Source organism: Albidovulum sediminicola, assembly GCF_025751575.1.
In the GTDB taxonomy this organism is placed as follows: Bacteria; Pseudomonadota; Alphaproteobacteria; order Rhodobacterales; family Rhodobacteraceae; genus Albidovulum; species Albidovulum sediminicola.
This window is the reverse complement of sequence record NZ_JAOWLA010000001.1, coordinates 193,419-208,381: the sequence shown is the minus strand read 5'-3', so window position 1 is coordinate 208,381 and position 14,963 is coordinate 193,419. Positions and strand designations below refer to the sequence as shown.

At 65.7% G+C, this 14,963-nt stretch carries 17 protein-coding genes; 9 read left to right on the top strand and 8 right to left on the bottom strand.

Annotated features, from left to right (window positions below):
* Positions 1-143: 143 nt before the first annotated feature.
* Entirely contained in the window at positions 144-335 is a 192-nt protein-coding gene (locus tag OE647_RS01055; protein ID WP_263719732.1) for a hypothetical protein, read from the top strand.
* Between the two features lie 53 nt (positions 336-388).
* Here OE647_RS01055 and OE647_RS01050 read toward each other — a convergent pair whose 3' ends face one another.
* Positions 389-1,258 (bottom strand): branched-chain amino acid aminotransferase, encoded by an 870-nt coding sequence (locus OE647_RS01050; protein ID WP_263719731.1) that lies wholly within the window; start codon positions 1,256-1,258, stop codon positions 389-391.
* A gap of 164 nt (positions 1,259-1,422) precedes the next feature.
* Here OE647_RS01050 and OE647_RS01045 point away from each other — a divergent pair, with 164 nt between their 5' ends.
* The 6 genes from OE647_RS01045 (at position 1,423) to dxs (ending at position 6,679) form a co-directional block, all read left to right on the top strand.
* Positions 1,423-1,932: a MarR family winged helix-turn-helix transcriptional regulator gene (locus OE647_RS01045; RefSeq protein WP_263719730.1), complete on the top strand. Its 510-nt coding sequence runs from the start codon at positions 1,423-1,425 to the stop codon at positions 1,930-1,932.
* Positions 1,929-2,639 carry a response regulator gene (locus tag OE647_RS01040; protein ID WP_263719729.1) on the top strand — a complete coding sequence of 237 codons (711 nt, stop codon included), beginning with the start codon at positions 1,929-1,931 and terminating at the stop codon, positions 2,637-2,639. The genes OE647_RS01045 and OE647_RS01040 overlap by 4 nt, the downstream gene beginning before the upstream one ends.
* A 79-nt stretch (positions 2,640-2,718) precedes the next feature.
* Positions 2,719-3,651: a histone deacetylase family protein gene (locus tag OE647_RS01035; RefSeq protein ID WP_263719728.1), complete on the top strand. Its 933-nt coding sequence runs from the start codon at positions 2,719-2,721 to the stop codon at positions 3,649-3,651.
* Positions 3,648-3,881: an exodeoxyribonuclease VII small subunit gene (locus OE647_RS01030; protein ID WP_263719727.1), complete on the top strand. Its 234-nt coding sequence runs from the start codon at positions 3,648-3,650 to the stop codon at positions 3,879-3,881. The genes OE647_RS01035 and OE647_RS01030 overlap by 4 nt, the downstream gene beginning before the upstream one ends.
* Positions 3,882-4,748, top strand: a complete 867-nt coding sequence (locus OE647_RS01025; RefSeq protein WP_263719726.1) for a polyprenyl synthetase family protein — start codon at positions 3,882-3,884, stop codon at positions 4,746-4,748.
* Positions 4,749-4,762: 14 nt separating this feature from the next.
* Positions 4,763-6,679 carry a 1-deoxy-D-xylulose-5-phosphate synthase gene (gene dxs, locus OE647_RS01020; RefSeq protein ID WP_263719725.1) on the top strand — a complete coding sequence of 639 codons (1,917 nt, stop codon included), beginning with the start codon at positions 4,763-4,765 and terminating at the stop codon, positions 6,677-6,679.
* On the opposite strand, the gene OE647_RS01015 is transcribed toward dxs, so the two are convergent.
* Positions 6,676-7,542, bottom strand: coding sequence for an SDR family oxidoreductase (locus tag OE647_RS01015; protein ID WP_263719724.1), 867 nt, complete (start codon positions 7,540-7,542; stop codon positions 6,676-6,678). The two genes, dxs and OE647_RS01015, sit on opposite strands and share 4 nt — an antisense overlap.
* A gap of 60 nt (positions 7,543-7,602) precedes the next feature.
* Between OE647_RS01015 and OE647_RS01010 the strand changes: the two genes are divergently transcribed.
* Positions 7,603-8,250 (top strand): class I SAM-dependent DNA methyltransferase, encoded by a 648-nt coding sequence (locus OE647_RS01010; RefSeq protein WP_263719723.1) that lies wholly within the window; start codon positions 7,603-7,605, stop codon positions 8,248-8,250.
* A 3-nt stretch (positions 8,251-8,253) separates the two neighbouring features.
* Here OE647_RS01010 and pncB read toward each other — a convergent pair whose 3' ends face one another.
* Positions 8,254-9,546, bottom strand: a complete 1,293-nt coding sequence (gene pncB / locus OE647_RS01005) for a nicotinate phosphoribosyltransferase (protein ID WP_263719722.1) — start codon at positions 9,544-9,546, stop codon at positions 8,254-8,256.
* Between the two features lie 58 nt (positions 9,547-9,604).
* Positions 9,605-10,210, bottom strand: a complete 606-nt coding sequence (pncA, locus tag OE647_RS01000; protein ID WP_263719721.1) for a bifunctional nicotinamidase/pyrazinamidase — start codon at positions 10,208-10,210, stop codon at positions 9,605-9,607.
* 93 nt (positions 10,211-10,303) lie between these two features.
* Here pncA and trhO point away from each other — a divergent pair, with 93 nt between their 5' ends.
* A complete protein-coding gene (gene trhO, locus OE647_RS00995) occupies positions 10,304-11,206 on the top strand; it encodes an oxygen-dependent tRNA uridine(34) hydroxylase TrhO (RefSeq protein WP_263719720.1) in 903 nt (300 codons plus the stop codon).
* Here the strand turns inward: trhO and OE647_RS00990 are convergent, their stop codons facing one another.
* The 4 genes from OE647_RS00990 to OE647_RS00975 form a co-directional block, all read right to left on the bottom strand.
* Complete coding sequence (locus tag OE647_RS00990; RefSeq protein ID WP_263719719.1) at positions 11,207-11,467, bottom strand: spike base protein, RCAP_Rcc01079 family; 261 nt, start codon at positions 11,465-11,467, stop codon at positions 11,207-11,209.
* A 111-nt stretch (positions 11,468-11,578) separates the two neighbouring features.
* Positions 11,579-12,406: a CpsD/CapB family tyrosine-protein kinase gene (locus OE647_RS00985; protein WP_263719718.1), complete on the bottom strand. Its 828-nt coding sequence runs from the start codon at positions 12,404-12,406 to the stop codon at positions 11,579-11,581.
* A gap of 19 nt (positions 12,407-12,425) precedes the next feature.
* Complete coding sequence (locus OE647_RS00980; protein WP_263719717.1) at positions 12,426-13,967, bottom strand: GumC family protein; 1,542 nt, start codon at positions 13,965-13,967, stop codon at positions 12,426-12,428.
* Positions 13,964-14,863: an ExeA family protein gene (locus tag OE647_RS00975; RefSeq protein ID WP_263719716.1), complete on the bottom strand. Its 900-nt coding sequence runs from the start codon at positions 14,861-14,863 to the stop codon at positions 13,964-13,966. Before OE647_RS00975 ends, OE647_RS00980 begins: the two co-directional genes overlap by 4 nt.
* Between the last annotated feature and the right edge of the window lie 100 nt (positions 14,864-14,963).

The window sequence follows — 14,963 nt, the reverse complement described above, 5'->3', positions numbered from 1 at the left end:
ACCCGTTGCCCTGCGGGCGGAAAAGCGGCCGAACTTCGCTCATTTCACGGCCTCTTGTCCCACGGGTAGCCAAAGGACGCATTTTGTTTCATGCTGGAAGAATCTTCGAGAGGAAGACAGACAAGAACCGCAAGGAGGATAGCATGAGCCGGCATATCACCGACCGTCGCACCCCATCCGAAGGGGGGCGTCTCAAGAAATTCACCGAGGTCGAGCGCGTGTCGGGCGACGACCGCCATCCGGCAACCCGCGCCCTGCACGAGCGGGCGGGAACGCGTGATGACGCGGTGAGGATGCGGGAGTATCTGCGGATCGAACGCGGCGAGACCGCCTGAATGAAAACGGCGCGCCCGAAGGCGCGCCGCCGATCCCCGGATGGGGGGTCCGCTTAGCTGCGAACCAGCTTTTCGTATTCGGTCGCCACACGCCGGGTCAGATCGCCGACTTCGAAATTGTAGGTGCCGATCTGGCCCACGGGCGTCACCTCGGCTGCGGTTCCGGTCAGCCAGCACTGTTCAAAGCTCTCAAGCTCTTCGGGCATGATGTGGCGTTCATGCACCTTGATCTGCATGTCCTTCAGCATCTGGACCACCGTCTGGCGGGTGATGCCGTTGAGGAAGCAGTCGGGCTTGGGCGTGTGAACCTCCCCGTCCTTGACGAAGAAGATGTTGGCGCCGGTCGCCTCGGCCACGTAGCCGCGGTAATCGAACATCATCGCGTCCGAGCAACCCTTCGCCTCCGCGGCGTGCTTTGACATCGTGCAGATCATGTAAAGGCCTGCGGCCTTTGCCTCGCACGGGATGGTGGCCGGGTCGGGGCGGCGCCACTTCGCGATGTCGAGCTTGGCGCCCTTCATCTTGGCGTCACCGTAATAGTTGCCCCATTCCCAGGCGGCGATCGCCACGCGGACCGGGTTGCGCTTGGCCGCGACCCCCATGTCCTCGCCCGAACCGCGCCAGGCGATGGCGCGCACATAGGCGTTGTCCCAGCCGTTGGCCTTCAGAACCGCGTCCTTGGCGATGTCGAGTTCTTCGGCCGAATAGGGGATTTCCATGTCCAGAAGCTCGGCCGAGCGGCGCAGGCGCAGGGAATGTTCGTGGCCCTTGAAGATCTTGCCGTCGTAGCAGCGCTCGCCCTCGAACACGGAGGAGGCGTAATGCAGCGCATGCGTCAGGATATGCACCTTGGCATCGCGCCATTCGACAAGCTTTCCGTCCATCCAGATCTTGCCGTCGCGATCGTCGTAAGCACCGGCCATGTCGTCCTCCTCGGGTGGTCCCGTTTTGCGAAAATTGCGCCCATTTGGTCCGAAGCGGACATAATATTGCGCGAAATCTGGGATTCGCTATCAGTTGAGACTTGGAAAGTCAACAAGGCTGACATAAAATCACTCCGGGCCTCAGGCAGGGGCGTGGAGGGGGCATGTCGGTAAGCGGCGGTGCGGCGCAGGGGGGCGAAAGCCTTCTGTTCCTGACGGACGAGCAGCTGCGCAAGGGGATCGAGGCGATGTTCTTCGCCTATCGCGGCTTCACCGCCGATCCGGATCGGATTCTCGAAAACTACGCCTATGGCCGCGCGCACCACCGGGCGATCCATTTCATCCATCGCCAGCCGGGATTGACGGTCAACACGCTGCTGAGCGTTCTGGGCGTCACCAAGCAGTCGTTGAACCGCGTCCTGCGGGCGCTGGTCGAGGATGGGCTGGTCGAATCCCGCGTCGGCCGGCGCGACAAGCGCGAAAGGCACCTGTTCCTGACTGAGAAGGGCGCGGCGCTGGAACGCGAATTGTCGGATGCGCAGCGGGCACGCATGCGCGCGGCCTATCGCGCGGCCGGGCCGGCGGCCGTGGCCGGGTTCCGCCAGGTGCTTGAGGCGATGATGGACCCCGACCTGCGCCGCTTTTACCAGACCATGAAGGACGGCGGTGCATGAGCGACCAGCCCGACACCCATCTTCTGATCGTCGATGATGACGAGCGCATCCGGGGCCTGTTGCAGAAGTTCCTGGCACGTCACGGCTTCTGGGTCACGGCGGCGCGCGATGCGGCCCATGCCCGCAGGCTTTTAGCGGGGTTGGAGTTCGATCTGATCGTCATGGACGTGATGATGCCAGGCGAGGATGGCGTCACGCTCACGCGCGAGCTTCGCGGCAGCATGGACACGCCGATCCTGCTTCTGACCGCGAAGGGGGAAACCGCCGATCGCATCGCGGGGCTTGAGGCCGGGGCAGATGATTACCTGACCAAGCCGTTCGAGCCGCGCGAGCTTCTGCTCAGGATCAATGCGATCCTGCGGCGCGCGCCCGCACCCTCGGTCACCGAGAAGGTGCCAAAAGTGCTGCAACTGGGTCCGGTCCGCTACGATATCGACCGCGGGGAGATGTGGCGCGGCGATGCCCTGGTCCGGTTGACCGCGACCGAGGCCGCGTTAATGCGGATCTTCGCCGCCCAGCCGGGCGAGCCGATCAGCCGCGCCAAGCTGGTGGAGGATCTGGGCCGCAGCGCCCCGGACGGGGGCGCGCAGGAACGCGCGGTCGATGTCCAGATCACGCGCCTGCGCCGCAAGTTCGAATCCGACCCCAAGCAGCCCCGCTACCTTCAGACCGTGCGGGGCGCGGGCTACATGCTGGCACCGGAATAGCGGCCCGGCCCCTTGCCGATCCGGCTTGGCCCTCGCCGATCCGGCTTGCCCTTGCCGCCAAGACCAATATGGTGCGGCGATGGCAACGCTGTTCTTCACACATCCCCAGGCGCTTGAGCATGTGAACCCGCCCGGCCACCCCGAACAGGTGGCGCGGCTTGAGGCGATCTACGAGGCGTTCCGGCACCCGGATTTCGACGCACTCGACCGGCGCACGCCACCCCTTGCCGCCGAGGCAGAGGTGCTGCGCTGCCACCCGCAGGACTACCTCGACCGGGTCAAGGCAGCACGTCCGGCCGAGGGTTGGTCGCGCCTCGACGGCGACACTTTCATGGCGCCCGGGTCCTTTGATGCGGCCCTGCGCGCGATCGGCGCGGCCAACGCGGCCGTGGACGCGGTTCTGGACGGCGCGGCACGGAACGCCTTCGTCGCGATGCGCCCGCCCGGACATCACGCCGAAACCGCGACCGCGATGGGCTTTTGCCTGTTCGGGACGGTTGCGATCGCCGCGAAATATGCGCTGGACCATCACGGGCTGGCGCGCGTCGCGATTCTAGATTTCGACGTCCACCACGGCAACGGGACACAGGACCTGCTGTGGAGCGAGCCGCGCGCGATGTTCGTGTCCTCACATCAGATGCCGCTTTACCCCGGTTCGGGCTACGCCAGCGAGCGCGGCGCCCATGGCCAGATCCTGAACCTGCCGCTGCCACCCGGCTCGGGTCGGGCAGAGATGCGCGCGGCCTGGGAGGGTGCCTTGACCCACGTCCGGGCCTTCGCGCCCGAGCTGATCCTGGTTTCGGCGGGTTTCGACGCCCATCGCGCCGACCCTCTTGCGAACCTCGACTGGACCGAGGCGGACTTTGCCTGGATCACCCATGCCATCTGCGACCTGGCCGACGATTGCTGCGGGGGGCGGGTGGTATCGTCGCTGGAGGGCGGATATGATCTGCCCGCGCTCGCGGCCTCGGTCGCCGCGCATGTCAGGGTTCTGTTGGAGCGGGGCGAATGAGCGATATTGCCGCAATGAGTTTCGAGGATGCGATGAAGGCGCTGGAGGACTTGGTCCGGCAGCTGGAATCGGGCAATGTCGAGCTGGAAAAGTCCATCGCGCTCTATGAACGCGGCGCGGCCTTGAAGGCGCATTGCGAAAAGAAGCTGAACGAGGCGGAGGAGAAGGTGCAAAAGATCACCCTTGCCGCCGGGCAGCCCGTGGGCACGACGCCGGCCGAAGGGTTGTGAGTGTTTCCCGATCGTCTGAAACAGGTCCAGGCCGGGGTTCAGGTCGCGCTGGATGATGCGCTGGCCCGGCTTGCCGACGTCCCTGTGGTGCATGCGATGCGCTACGCGCTTCAGGGCGGCAAGCGCATCCGCGCCTTCCTGGTGATCGAGGGCGCGGCGCTGTTCGGCATCTCCATGGCGCAGGCCATGCCCGCCGCCGCCGCGGTCGAGGCGCTTCACGCCTATTCGCTGGTGCACGACGATCTGCCCTGCATGGACGACGACGATCTGCGCCGGGGTCAACCCACGGTGCATGTCAAATGGGACGAGGCAACGGCGGTGCTTGCGGGCGATGCGCTCCAGACGCTGGCGTTCGAGCTTTGCTGCGATCCGTCGCTGGGGCCAGCCGACCGGCGGCTGGACCTTGTACGGGCGCTCGCGCGCGCGTCTGGCGCCGAAGGCATGGTGCTGGGCCAGGCGCTGGACATCGCCGCCGAAACGGCGGACGCGCCCTTATCGCTGGCCGAGATCACCGCGCTTCAGGCCGGAAAGACCGGGGCGTTGATTTCCTTCGCGGCAGAGGCGGGGGCGATCCTTGCCGGGGCCGACCGCGCGCCGCTGGCGACCTACGCGAAGGCGCTGGGGCTTGCCTTCCAGATCGCCGACGACATCCTTGATGTCGAGGGCGATCCGGCCAAGGCGGGCAAGCGGCTGGGCAAGGACGCGGGCGCCGGCAAGGCGACCTTCGTGTCGCTTCTGGGGCTCGAAGGCGCGAAATCCCGGGCCCGCGCGCTGATTGAAGAGGCCGAATCCGCGCTTTTACCCTATGGTGCGACAGCGGAGAACTTGAGACAGGCGGCGCGCTTCGTTATCTCGCGCGAGATGTAGCCTCTGGAATCCCGATGAGCGACCGACCGATCACACCCGTCCTGGACCGCGTAGACGTCCCCGCCGACATGAAACAGCTGTCGGACCGGGAACTGCGCCAGCTTGCCGACGAGGTGCGCGCCGAGACGATCAGCGCGGTCTCCGTCACCGGCGGTCATCTGGGCGCCGGGCTTGGCGTAGTGGAACTGACCGTCGCGCTGCATGCCATCTTCGACACGCCGCGCGACAAGATCATCTGGGATGTCGGCCATCAGTGCTACCCGCACAAGATCCTGACCGGACGGCGCGACCGGATCCGCTCGCTGCGCCAGAAGGGCGGGCTGTCGGGCTTCACCAAACGTTCCGAAAGCCCCTTCGACCCGTTCGGGGCGGCGCATAGCTCCACCTCGATCTCGGCCGCGCTGGGATTTGCCGCCGCGCGCGATCTGGGCGGCGCGCCCGGCGACGCCGTGGCGGTCATTGGCGACGGCTCGATGAGCGCGGGAATGGCCTATGAGGCGATGAACAACGCGGGCCATCTGGGCAAGCGGCTGTTCGTGATCCTCAACGACAACGAGATGTCGATCGCCCCGCCGGTCGGCGCGATGTCGGCCTACCTGTCGCGGCTTTACGCGGGTGCGCCCTTCCAAGAGTTGAAAGCTGCCGCCAAGGGCGCCATCAGCCTGCTGCCGGAGCCGTTCCAGGAAGGGGCGCGGCGCGCGAAGGAAATGCTCAAGGGCATGACCGTCGGCGGCACGCTCTTCGAGGAACTTGGCTTTTCCTATGTCGGCCCGATCGATGGCCATGACATGGACATGCTGCTGACCGTGCTGCGCACGGTTCACGCGCGGGCGACCGGCCCGATGCTGATCCATGTGCTGACCAAGAAGGGCAAGGGCTACGCCCCGGCGGAGCGCGCCGCCGACAAGGGTCACGCGACCGCCAAGTTCGACGTGCTGACCGGCGAGCAGAAAAAGGCGCCGTCAAACGCGCCCGCCTATACCAAGGTCTTTGCCCAGAGCTTGGTCAAGCAAGCCGAGCGGGACGACAAGATCGTGGCGATCACCGCCGCGATGCCGGACGGCACGGGGCTGAACCTGTTCGCCGAACGCTTCCCCAAGCGCTGTTTCGACGTGGGGATCGCGGAACAGCATGCCGTGACCTTCGCGGCCGGCATGGCGGCGGCGGGGCTGAAGCCCTTCTGCGCGCTCTATTCGACCTTCCTGCAACGCGGCTACGACCAGGTCGTCCACGACGTGGCGATCCAGCGGCTTCCGGTGCGCTTCCCGATCGATCGCGCGGGGCTGGTGGGGGCCGACGGGGCAACGCACGCGGGGTCCTTCGACATCGCCTTCCTTGCGAACCTGCCGGATTTCGTCGTCATGGCCGCCGCGGATGAGGCGGAGCTGGTCCATATGGTCGCGACCGCCGCGGCGATCGACGACCGCCCCTCGGCCTTCCGGTTCCCGCGGGGCGAGGGTGTGGGCGTCGACATGCCCGAACGCGGCACGCCGCTGGAGATCGGCAAGGGCCGCATTGTGGCCGAGGGCGGGCGCGTCGCGATCCTGTCCTTCGGCACCCGCCTGGCCGAGGTCCTGAAGGCGCGCGAGGCGCTGGCCGCGCGCGGGCTTGCCCCGACGGTCGCCGACGCGCGTTTCGCCAAGCCGCTCGACCGCGACCTGATCTTGCGGCTTGCGGCCGAGCATGAGGCGCTGATCACCATCGAGGAGGGCGCCATCGGCGGCTTTGGCAGCCACGTCGCGCAGCTTCTGGCCGAGGCGGGCGTCTTCGACCGGGGGCTCAAGTTCCGATCGATGGTGCTGCCCGATATCTTCATCGACCAGGCCAGCCCCGAGGACATGTATGCCGTCGCCGGCATGAACGCGCCCGAGATCGAGGCCAAGGTGCTGGAGGTTCTGGGCGTGGCGCGCGTGGGCGCCAAGCGGGCCTAACCCTCGTCAACCTCGTCGGCCAGCAGCGCCCGAAGCCCGGCATGGTAGTCGGGATAGGCAAGCCGCACCCCCAGATCGCGCTTCAGGCGGTCGTTCCGAACGCGCTTCGATTCCGCGTAGAAGCTGCGGGCAAGCGGCGTCATCTCCGCATCGTCGAAGGCGACCTCGGGTGGGGGCGGAAGGCCCAGAAGCCGCGCCGCCTCGGTCAGGACATCCTCGGGCGGGGCGGGGTCGTCGTCGGCCACATTGTAGATCGCGCCCGGATCGGGCCGCGTGATCGAGGCCTGTAGGGCTGCGGCGATGTCATCGACATGGATGCGGCTGAAGAACTGGTTTTCGCGGATGATACGCCGCGCGGTGCCGTTCTTGACCTTTTCAAAGGGTCCACGGCCCGGCCCGTAGATGCCGGCCAAGCGGAAGATGTGAAGTGGAAGCCCCGCCCGCGCGGCCAGCGCCTGCCACTGCCCTTCGGCCAGCACCCGCGCCTTGCCCCGCCGGGTCGAGGGGGTCAGGGCCGTCGACTCATCAACCCAACCCCCGGCATGATCGCCGTAAACCCCGGTGGTCGAAAGATACCCCACCCATTGCAGGTGCGGCGCGGCGGCGGCGATCCCGGCCGCCAGCGTCCGCAGCACCGGGTCGCCGTCGTCATCGGGGGCCACGGAAACCAGGATATGGCTCGCCGCGGCGATGGCCGGACCCAGATCCTCGCCCGGCCACATCAGCGCCTCAAGCCCCGCGTTTCGCAGCCGTTCGGCCTTTTCCGCGCGGCGCGTGGTTCCGATGATGCGCCAGCCGGAAAGCCGCCGGGCGAGTGCTGCGGCCGAATAGCCATGGCCGATGGAAAGCAGGGTCGAAGTCATGGCGTGACTATCCGCCGGAAGCGTGCCCTCTGCAAGGCCGCTTGACGCGGGGCCCGCGCCGTGGCCCCATGGGGCATGGGCAACAAGGACTTCGATCTGGACGATGCCTACGGGCTGAAAACGCCCGAGGAACTCCTGCGCTATTATCGCACGCTGGCGCCGAGCTACGACGCGGACTTCGCGGCGGCCATGGATTTCCGCGTTCCCCAGCTGATCGCCGAGGCCTATGCCGCCGAAGCCATCGGGCCCGTCCTTGACGTGGGGGCCGGCACCGGCCTTCTGGCGGCGGAGCTGCACAAGCGCGGCGTGACCCCGGTGGACGGGGTCGATATTTCGCCGGAGATGATCGCGGTGGCCCGCGGAAAGGGCGTCTACCGTGACCTGCACCTTGGCGACGTGACCACGCGGATGGACTTTCCCGACAGTTCCTACCTCGGCTGCGTCAGTTCGGGGACCTTCACCTTCGGCCATGCCGGGCCGGAGGCGATTGAGGAGATGCTCCGGGTAACCGAAAGCGGCGGGCTCTTCGCGCTGTCGGTGCATTCGGGCGTCTACGCCGCCGCAGGCTTCGCGGCGCGTTTCTCCGCGTTGGAGGAGGAGGGCAGTATCATGTGCTTCCGGGCCGCCGACATTGCCTTTTATGGCCCCCGCGCCACCGGGCCGCACGCCGGCGACCACGGGTTCCTGGTGACCTTCCGCAAGGTCTGAGGCCTAGACGATCACCGCCTGCGCCGCCTGTTCGCCAACGCCGAAGACGCGCTTGTAGCGCTCGATTTCTTCGGCGGGGCCCATGGCCTTGTTGGGGTTGTCCGACAGCTTGACGGTCGGGCGGCCATTGGCGCTGACCGCCTTGCACACCAGGCTGAAGGGCGAAAGCCCGTCATTGGGCGCAAAGCCCCGGAAGTCGTTGGTCAGAAGCGTGCCCCAGCCGAAGGACACCTTGACGCGACCTACGAAGCGGGCATGCAGTTCCTCGATCTTGTCGGTGTCGAGCCCGTCCGAGAAGATCACCAGCTTTTCGCGCGGGTCCTCCCCGCGTGACTTCCACCACGCGATCGCGGTTTCCGCGCCCGTCGAAGGGTCGCCCGAATCGATACGGATGCCGGTCCAGCCCGCAAGCCAGTCGGGCGCGTGGGCCAGGAACCCCTCGGTCCCATAGGTGTCGGGCAGGATGATACGCAGGTTGCCGTCGTGTTCCTCATGCCAGTCGGCCAGGACGCGGTAGGGCGCCTGGCGCAGGTCTTCGTCCGTGTCGGCAAGCGCGGCGAGCACCATCGGCAGTTCATGCGCGTTGGTTCCGATCGCCTCGATGTCGCGGCGCATGGCGATGCGGCAGTTCGAGGTGCCGACGAAGGCCGGGCCCAACCCCTCGATCAGGGCCTGGACACACCAGTCCTGCCAGAGGAAGGAATGCCGGCGCCTTGTGCCGAAATCCGCGATCCTGAGGCCGTCGATCTTCTTCAACCGCTCCAACTTTTCCCAAAGCCTGGTCATGGCGCGGGCGTAAAGCACCTGAAGCTCGAACTTGCCCATCGTGGCCAGCACCGCGCGCGAGCGCAGTTCCATCAGCACGGCCAAGGCGGGAATTTCCCAAAGCATGACCTCTGGCCAACTGCCTTCGAAGGTCAGCTCATACTGATCGCCGACCCGCTCCAGGTGGTAGGGCGGCAGCTTCAATGTCTCGAACCACTCCATGAAGCCGGAGGAAAACATCTGCCGCTTGCCGTAGAACGTGTTGCCGCGCAGCCAGGTGCTTTCGCCGCGCGAAAGCGAGAGCGAGCGCACATGGTCGAGCTGTTCGCGCAGCTCCCCCTCGTCGATGAGCCGCGCCAGCGGGATCCGCGTCGTCCGGTTGATGAGCGAGAAGGTGACCTGCGTATCCGGTCGATTCCTGAGAATGGACTGACACATCAACAGCTTGTAAAAGTCCGTGTCGATCAGCGACCGGACGATCGGGTCGATCTTCCAGTTGTGATTGTAGACCCGCGTGGCGATATCGACCATGTGACGATCCTTTCTGTCCGCCTCTTACGCGAGGGCAAGGGGGCGGGTCAAAGGCTGATCAGGCAAGCACGACGCCCGCGTCGGTCATCGCTTCGCGCTGTGCCTCCAGCGAGCCATCAAGGTCGATGGCCCGGCAGGCGCTTTCGATCACCGTCACGCCGAAGCCCAGGCGCGCCGCGTCGATCGCGGAATAGGCGACGCAGAAATCGGTGGCGAGCCCGACCAGCGTCACATGGCTGACCCCCCGGGTGCGCAGATAGCCCTCCAGCCCGGTTGGCGTGCTTTGGTCATTCTCGAAAAAGGCGGAATAGCTGTCGATGCTCGCGCGGAACCCCTTGCGCAGGATCAGGTCCGCGGGCGCGGTGCGAAGCCCGGCATGGAAGGCCGCGCCCGAGGTGCCCTGAACGCAGTGCACCGGCCAGAGAACCTGCGGACCGTAGGGCATATCGACCACGGAGAAGGGCGCGGCCCCGGGGTGGTTCGCCGCGAAGGAACTGTGGTTGGCCGGGTGCCAGTCCTGGGTCAGGACGCGGACCTGGAAGCTGTCCATCAGCGCATTGACCTCGGGGATGATCTCGTCCCCTCCGGTGACCGCCAGGGCGCCGCCGGGGCAGAAATCGTACTGGATGTCGATGGCGATCAGCGCTTCGGTTGCCGGGCGCATGGGAACCTCCATTTTTTTCAATGCGTAGGGGCGGCGGAGGCGCCGGTCAATCCCGCCCTTGCCGTGCGGGACCGCCGGGCGTATCAGCGCGCCATGCTCACGGTTGCCGCCCTTTATCATTTCACCCGCTTCGAGGACCCTGCAACCCTGCGCGGGCCGCTTCTGGACCTTTGTGCGCGCGAGGGGGTCAGGGGCACGCTGCTTCTGGCTCGAGAAGGGATCAACGGCACCATCGCGGGCCCGCGCGCTGGCATTGATGCGGTGCTGACGCATGTGCGCGCCTTGCCGGGCTGCGCGGACCTCGTCTGGAAGGAAAGCGAGGCCGAAACGATGCCCTTCGGCCGCATGAAGGTGCGCCTGAAGCGCGAGATCGTGACGATGGGAGAGCCCGAGATCGACCCGCGCGCCGCCGTCGGGCGCTATGTCGAACCGGCGGAGTGGAATGCGCTGATCCGCGCCAACGATGTCGCGCTCATCGACACCCGCAATGATTACGAGGTCGCCATCGGCACCTTCACCGGGGCGATCGATCCCGGCACGAAAACCTTCCGGGAATTTCCGGACTGGTGGCGCGCGAACGCCCATCGCTTCGAGGGCAAGCGCGTCGCCATGTTCTGCACCGGCGGCATCCGCTGCGAGAAATCAACGAGCTTTCTCGTCTCCGAAGGGGTGGAGGAGGTGTTTCACCTGAAGGGCGGCATCCTGAAATACCTGGAGGATGTCCCCGAGGACGAGAGCCTTTGGCAGGGCGGCTGTTTCGTCTTCGACGGCCGCGTCAGCATCGGTCATGGCCTGCGCCCGACGGGCCACGATCTGTGCCATGCCTGCCGCCGGCCCCTGAGCGAAGACGAAAAGGCCCGCCCCGAATACGAGGCGGGCGTCAGCTGTCATCGCTGCATCGGCGAATTCGACGACGGCGACCGGGCGCGGTTCCGAGAGCGCCAGCACCAGGTCGAACTGGCCGAGGCCAGGGGCGTGCGCCACATCGGCGGCTGATCACCAGAGCGCGACAAGATCCGCCGCCGTCGTTCCGGTGGCCAGCACCCGCCGGACCCGGATCGGCAGGGTCGAACCGGCGGCGACACCTCGCAGCGTCACCGACTGGCCTCCCGCCATGGTCACCGCGACATCGCCAGCGGTTCCGACGAAGATCGCGCGCGGAAGGCTCGCCAGATCGTCGCCATCGCTGGGCACGATCGCGGCAGCCTCGCGCGCCGGTGCGGTCAGGGTCGTGGGTAGGTCGGAATACTTGTCCATCTGGGGCCTCCGGTCGGAAATCAGGCTTTGGCGCGGCCCTCTTGGTCGCGCTTGCAGTCCGAGGTTCTGCGGCAAGCCGGTTAAGATTTCCGATGCGGGGCGAACGCTGGCCTAGTCGTAGTAGGCATACCCGGCGGTATCGTCGGGGTAGCGGCACTTGTTCAGGACGATCCCCATGACATTGGTCAGCTGCCCAAGTTCCTTTTCGCAGAAATCGACATTGGGCAGCTTGCTCATCTCTGCCGCGACGACGAGAAGCGCGCAGTCGACCCGGCCCATGAGGCTGACGTGATCGTCGGAGGCCATCATCGGCGGCGTGTCGAAGATCATCACGTCCGGTTGCCAGTCGCGCTGGATCAGGTCGAGGACCTCCCGGAAGCGCTCGCTCTGGAACAGTTCGGCCGGATTCTTGCCGGACTCCGCGTTGAGGCCCAAGATCAGGTTCTCCGTGATCCGGACCGCGATGTCGTAGAAGGGAACCTCGCCGTTCAGCACCTCGTGCATCGAATGCGGCGGGACATGGCCCACAAGCTTGTGCAGGTTCGGGCGGCGAAAGTCGAAATCGAAAAGCATCACGCGCAGATCCTTCTGCCGCGCGAGGCTGAGCGCGAGGTTCAGCGCGATGGTCGACTTGCCGCAAGCCGCTTCGGGCGAGGTGACCGCCAACCTGCTCCATTTGTTCTCCTGCATCAGCCGCAGCGCACGCGAGCGCAGAAGATCATAGGGCGTGGCGTCCCGCCCGCCCAGAAGCGCGCTGATGCGGAACCGCCGGGCGCGGGCGGCCACGAAGGGGATCTCCGGCACGGTCGACCAGTCCGCCGCCTGCCCGGAACGCTGGGTCACGGTGACCGAAGTCTTGCTGGAAGGCGCGGCCGCTTCACGCAGAACCGCCTTGCGCCGTTCCCGGGCTTTCGCCATTGCCGCTTCGAGCTTTTCCATCGTCCGCTCCGAGTTGGGGCTAGAGCCTTACGCCCAGCCGTGCCGCGATATTCGCCAGGATCTGGTCGAGCGGCATGTAATAGGTGTGAATAGCATAGACCGCGCCTGGCAATCCAATACCGACGATCACCAGCGTCATCGCGATGATCGTGCGCCGCGCCTGGATCTCTCCGGGCGTCTGCATATAGGGAATCGTCGCAATCGGCATGATGCCGAAACTGTCGATCAGGTCCTTTGGCCGCCGGACCGAACGATTCAGGAGTTCGATCAGCAGCACCAGGCCAAGACCCGCGCCAATCCCGCCGACCAGGCCCATGAGGGCGATGCGCCGCCGCTTGGGCTTGCTCGGACCGTCGGGCCTGGTCGCGGGTTCCAGAAGCGACACGCGGGCACCCTTGGACAGAACCTCGATCCGCTCCCCTGTCGAGGCCGAGGCCAGGTTGGCCACGGCCGTGTTGTACTGCTGCTGGATATTGGCGTATTCGCGCTCCAACCCATCAAGGCCGATCTTGACCTCGGGGGTACGGTCGATCGTGTCCTTCAGGGCTTCGATCTGCTTGCTCAGCTCCTGCTTCTGGGTCTCAAGCTGGGTCAGCTTGGTCTCGATATCGGCGATCTGGAATTTCAGCGTCGTCGTCGCCCCGCTGGGCCCGGCGTCGGAAGCGCCCGTTTCCGTCTGCCGACGCACCGTATCCTCCAGCACCTTCACCTTTTCTTCCAGGATGCGGACGCGGGGGTTGCTTTCGGAGTAGATGATCCGCGCCTGCGCAAGCTGATCACGCAGCAGCGACAGTTGGCGCGCCTCGTCGGTCTGGGGCAGGGCGCCGATCCCTGCGGAAACCGCCGCATCGAAAATGGCGTTCAGCCGACCTTTCTGGTCACTGGATAGTTCGATCTCGCGTTCTGATGCGGCCAGCCGTTCCTGAAGTTGCGCGAGCTGGGTCATCCGGAATTGGAGGGTGTCGGGCAGGGCGTCGGCGTTGGCGTTCTGATACTGCAGGATCTCGGCGCTGAGCTGCGACAGAAGACCCGACAGGCGCGTGGTTTCCTGCTGGAAGAAGTCCAGCGTGTCCTTCGCCGCCTCGACCCGCACATCGACATCCGCGCTCAGCACCAGCTCGACATAGTCACTCACCACCGCCGAGGCGACTTCGCTCGAACGGGCGGTAAAGTTGATGAGCATTAATGTGGCCTGCTGCTGGCCGCCGCGAATGCTGATGTCTGTTTGCCTGATCATCGCTCCGACGATCTGGTTCGGGGTCATCTCCTCGATGTCCTTGAAGACCTCCCGCGCCCGCGCGATCTGAAGCAGGTTTTCACGCGTCATCAGCCGCTGTTCGAGAACCTGGAGCTTTTCGAGCGAGGCGGACTGGACGGTCGGGGCCGCCATCGCATCCGGAATCTGCGAAGATTCCAGGAGCAGCTTGGCCTCGGATTCATATTGCGGCGGCAGCACGATCGCGACGGCCAAGGCCGCTGCCGTGATGACGATCACCGTCGCGAGGAAGTAGGGCAGTCGCCTGCGGAAAACCGCGAAGTAGAAGGCCAGGTCCAGGTTCATCGTCTTTTCTCGTCCTCTGCCTGGATCTGTGCGGCGAAGAAGACGCCGTCATCCAGAACCGATTGGACGACATGTTCGTCCACGCGGTGATTGTCCGTCGTCCAGGCATAAAGCAGGGCCATGTCGCAAAGCTGGTTCATCAACCGCGGAACGCCATGGGTCACGGCGAAAATCCGCCGGATGGCCTGATGCGTGATTTCTTTCCCGGTACCACCGGCGGAGATGAGCCTGTGCGCGATCAACTCGCCGGCGCCCTCTTCGTCCAGGGGTTTCAGGTGGAAGCTGGCGGCAATCCGTTGCGCCAATTGCCGCAACGCCGGATCGAGCACCATTTCGCGCAGCTCCGGCTGACCGACCAGTACGAGCTGGATGACCTCGTCCTTGCCGGTGTTGATATTGGTGAGCATCCGAAGCTCTTCGAGGCTTTCGCGCGACAGGTTCTGCGCCTCGTCGAAGATCAGAACCGCCCGGCGGCCGGCGGCATATTCCTCGATCAGGAAATCCTGAAGGCGCTGGAACATCTGCACATAGCCCTCAGACGGGTCGAACCTGACGCCGAGGGCGTTGAGCACCCACTGGATCAGCTCTCCCCGCCCGCCTTGCGCGTTGGAAATAAGGCCCACGGTCGCGCGCGATTCGAACTGGCGCAGAAGCTCGCGCAGAAGCGTGGTCTTGCCGCAGCCGACCCCCCCTGTGACTAGCGTGATCGGTGCCCGCGACATGATCCCGAATTCCAGCACCGAATAGGCGCGGCGGTGCTGCGGCGACCAGTAAAGGAAATCCGGATCGGGAACGAGCGTGAAGGGTCGTTCGCGGAAGCCGAAGAAATCGAGATAGAACCCGATTGCGTGACCATCGTCGGCGTTGCTGCCCGTCATCTCTTGCGGTCGGCTCATCTTGGTCAACGTCTTTCACTCATCACGCGGGACGGTGCGGGAGGGTCCGTCTGGCCGACCTCTCGCGTTCCCAGGCACAGGAATCACTCTCTCCTTGTTA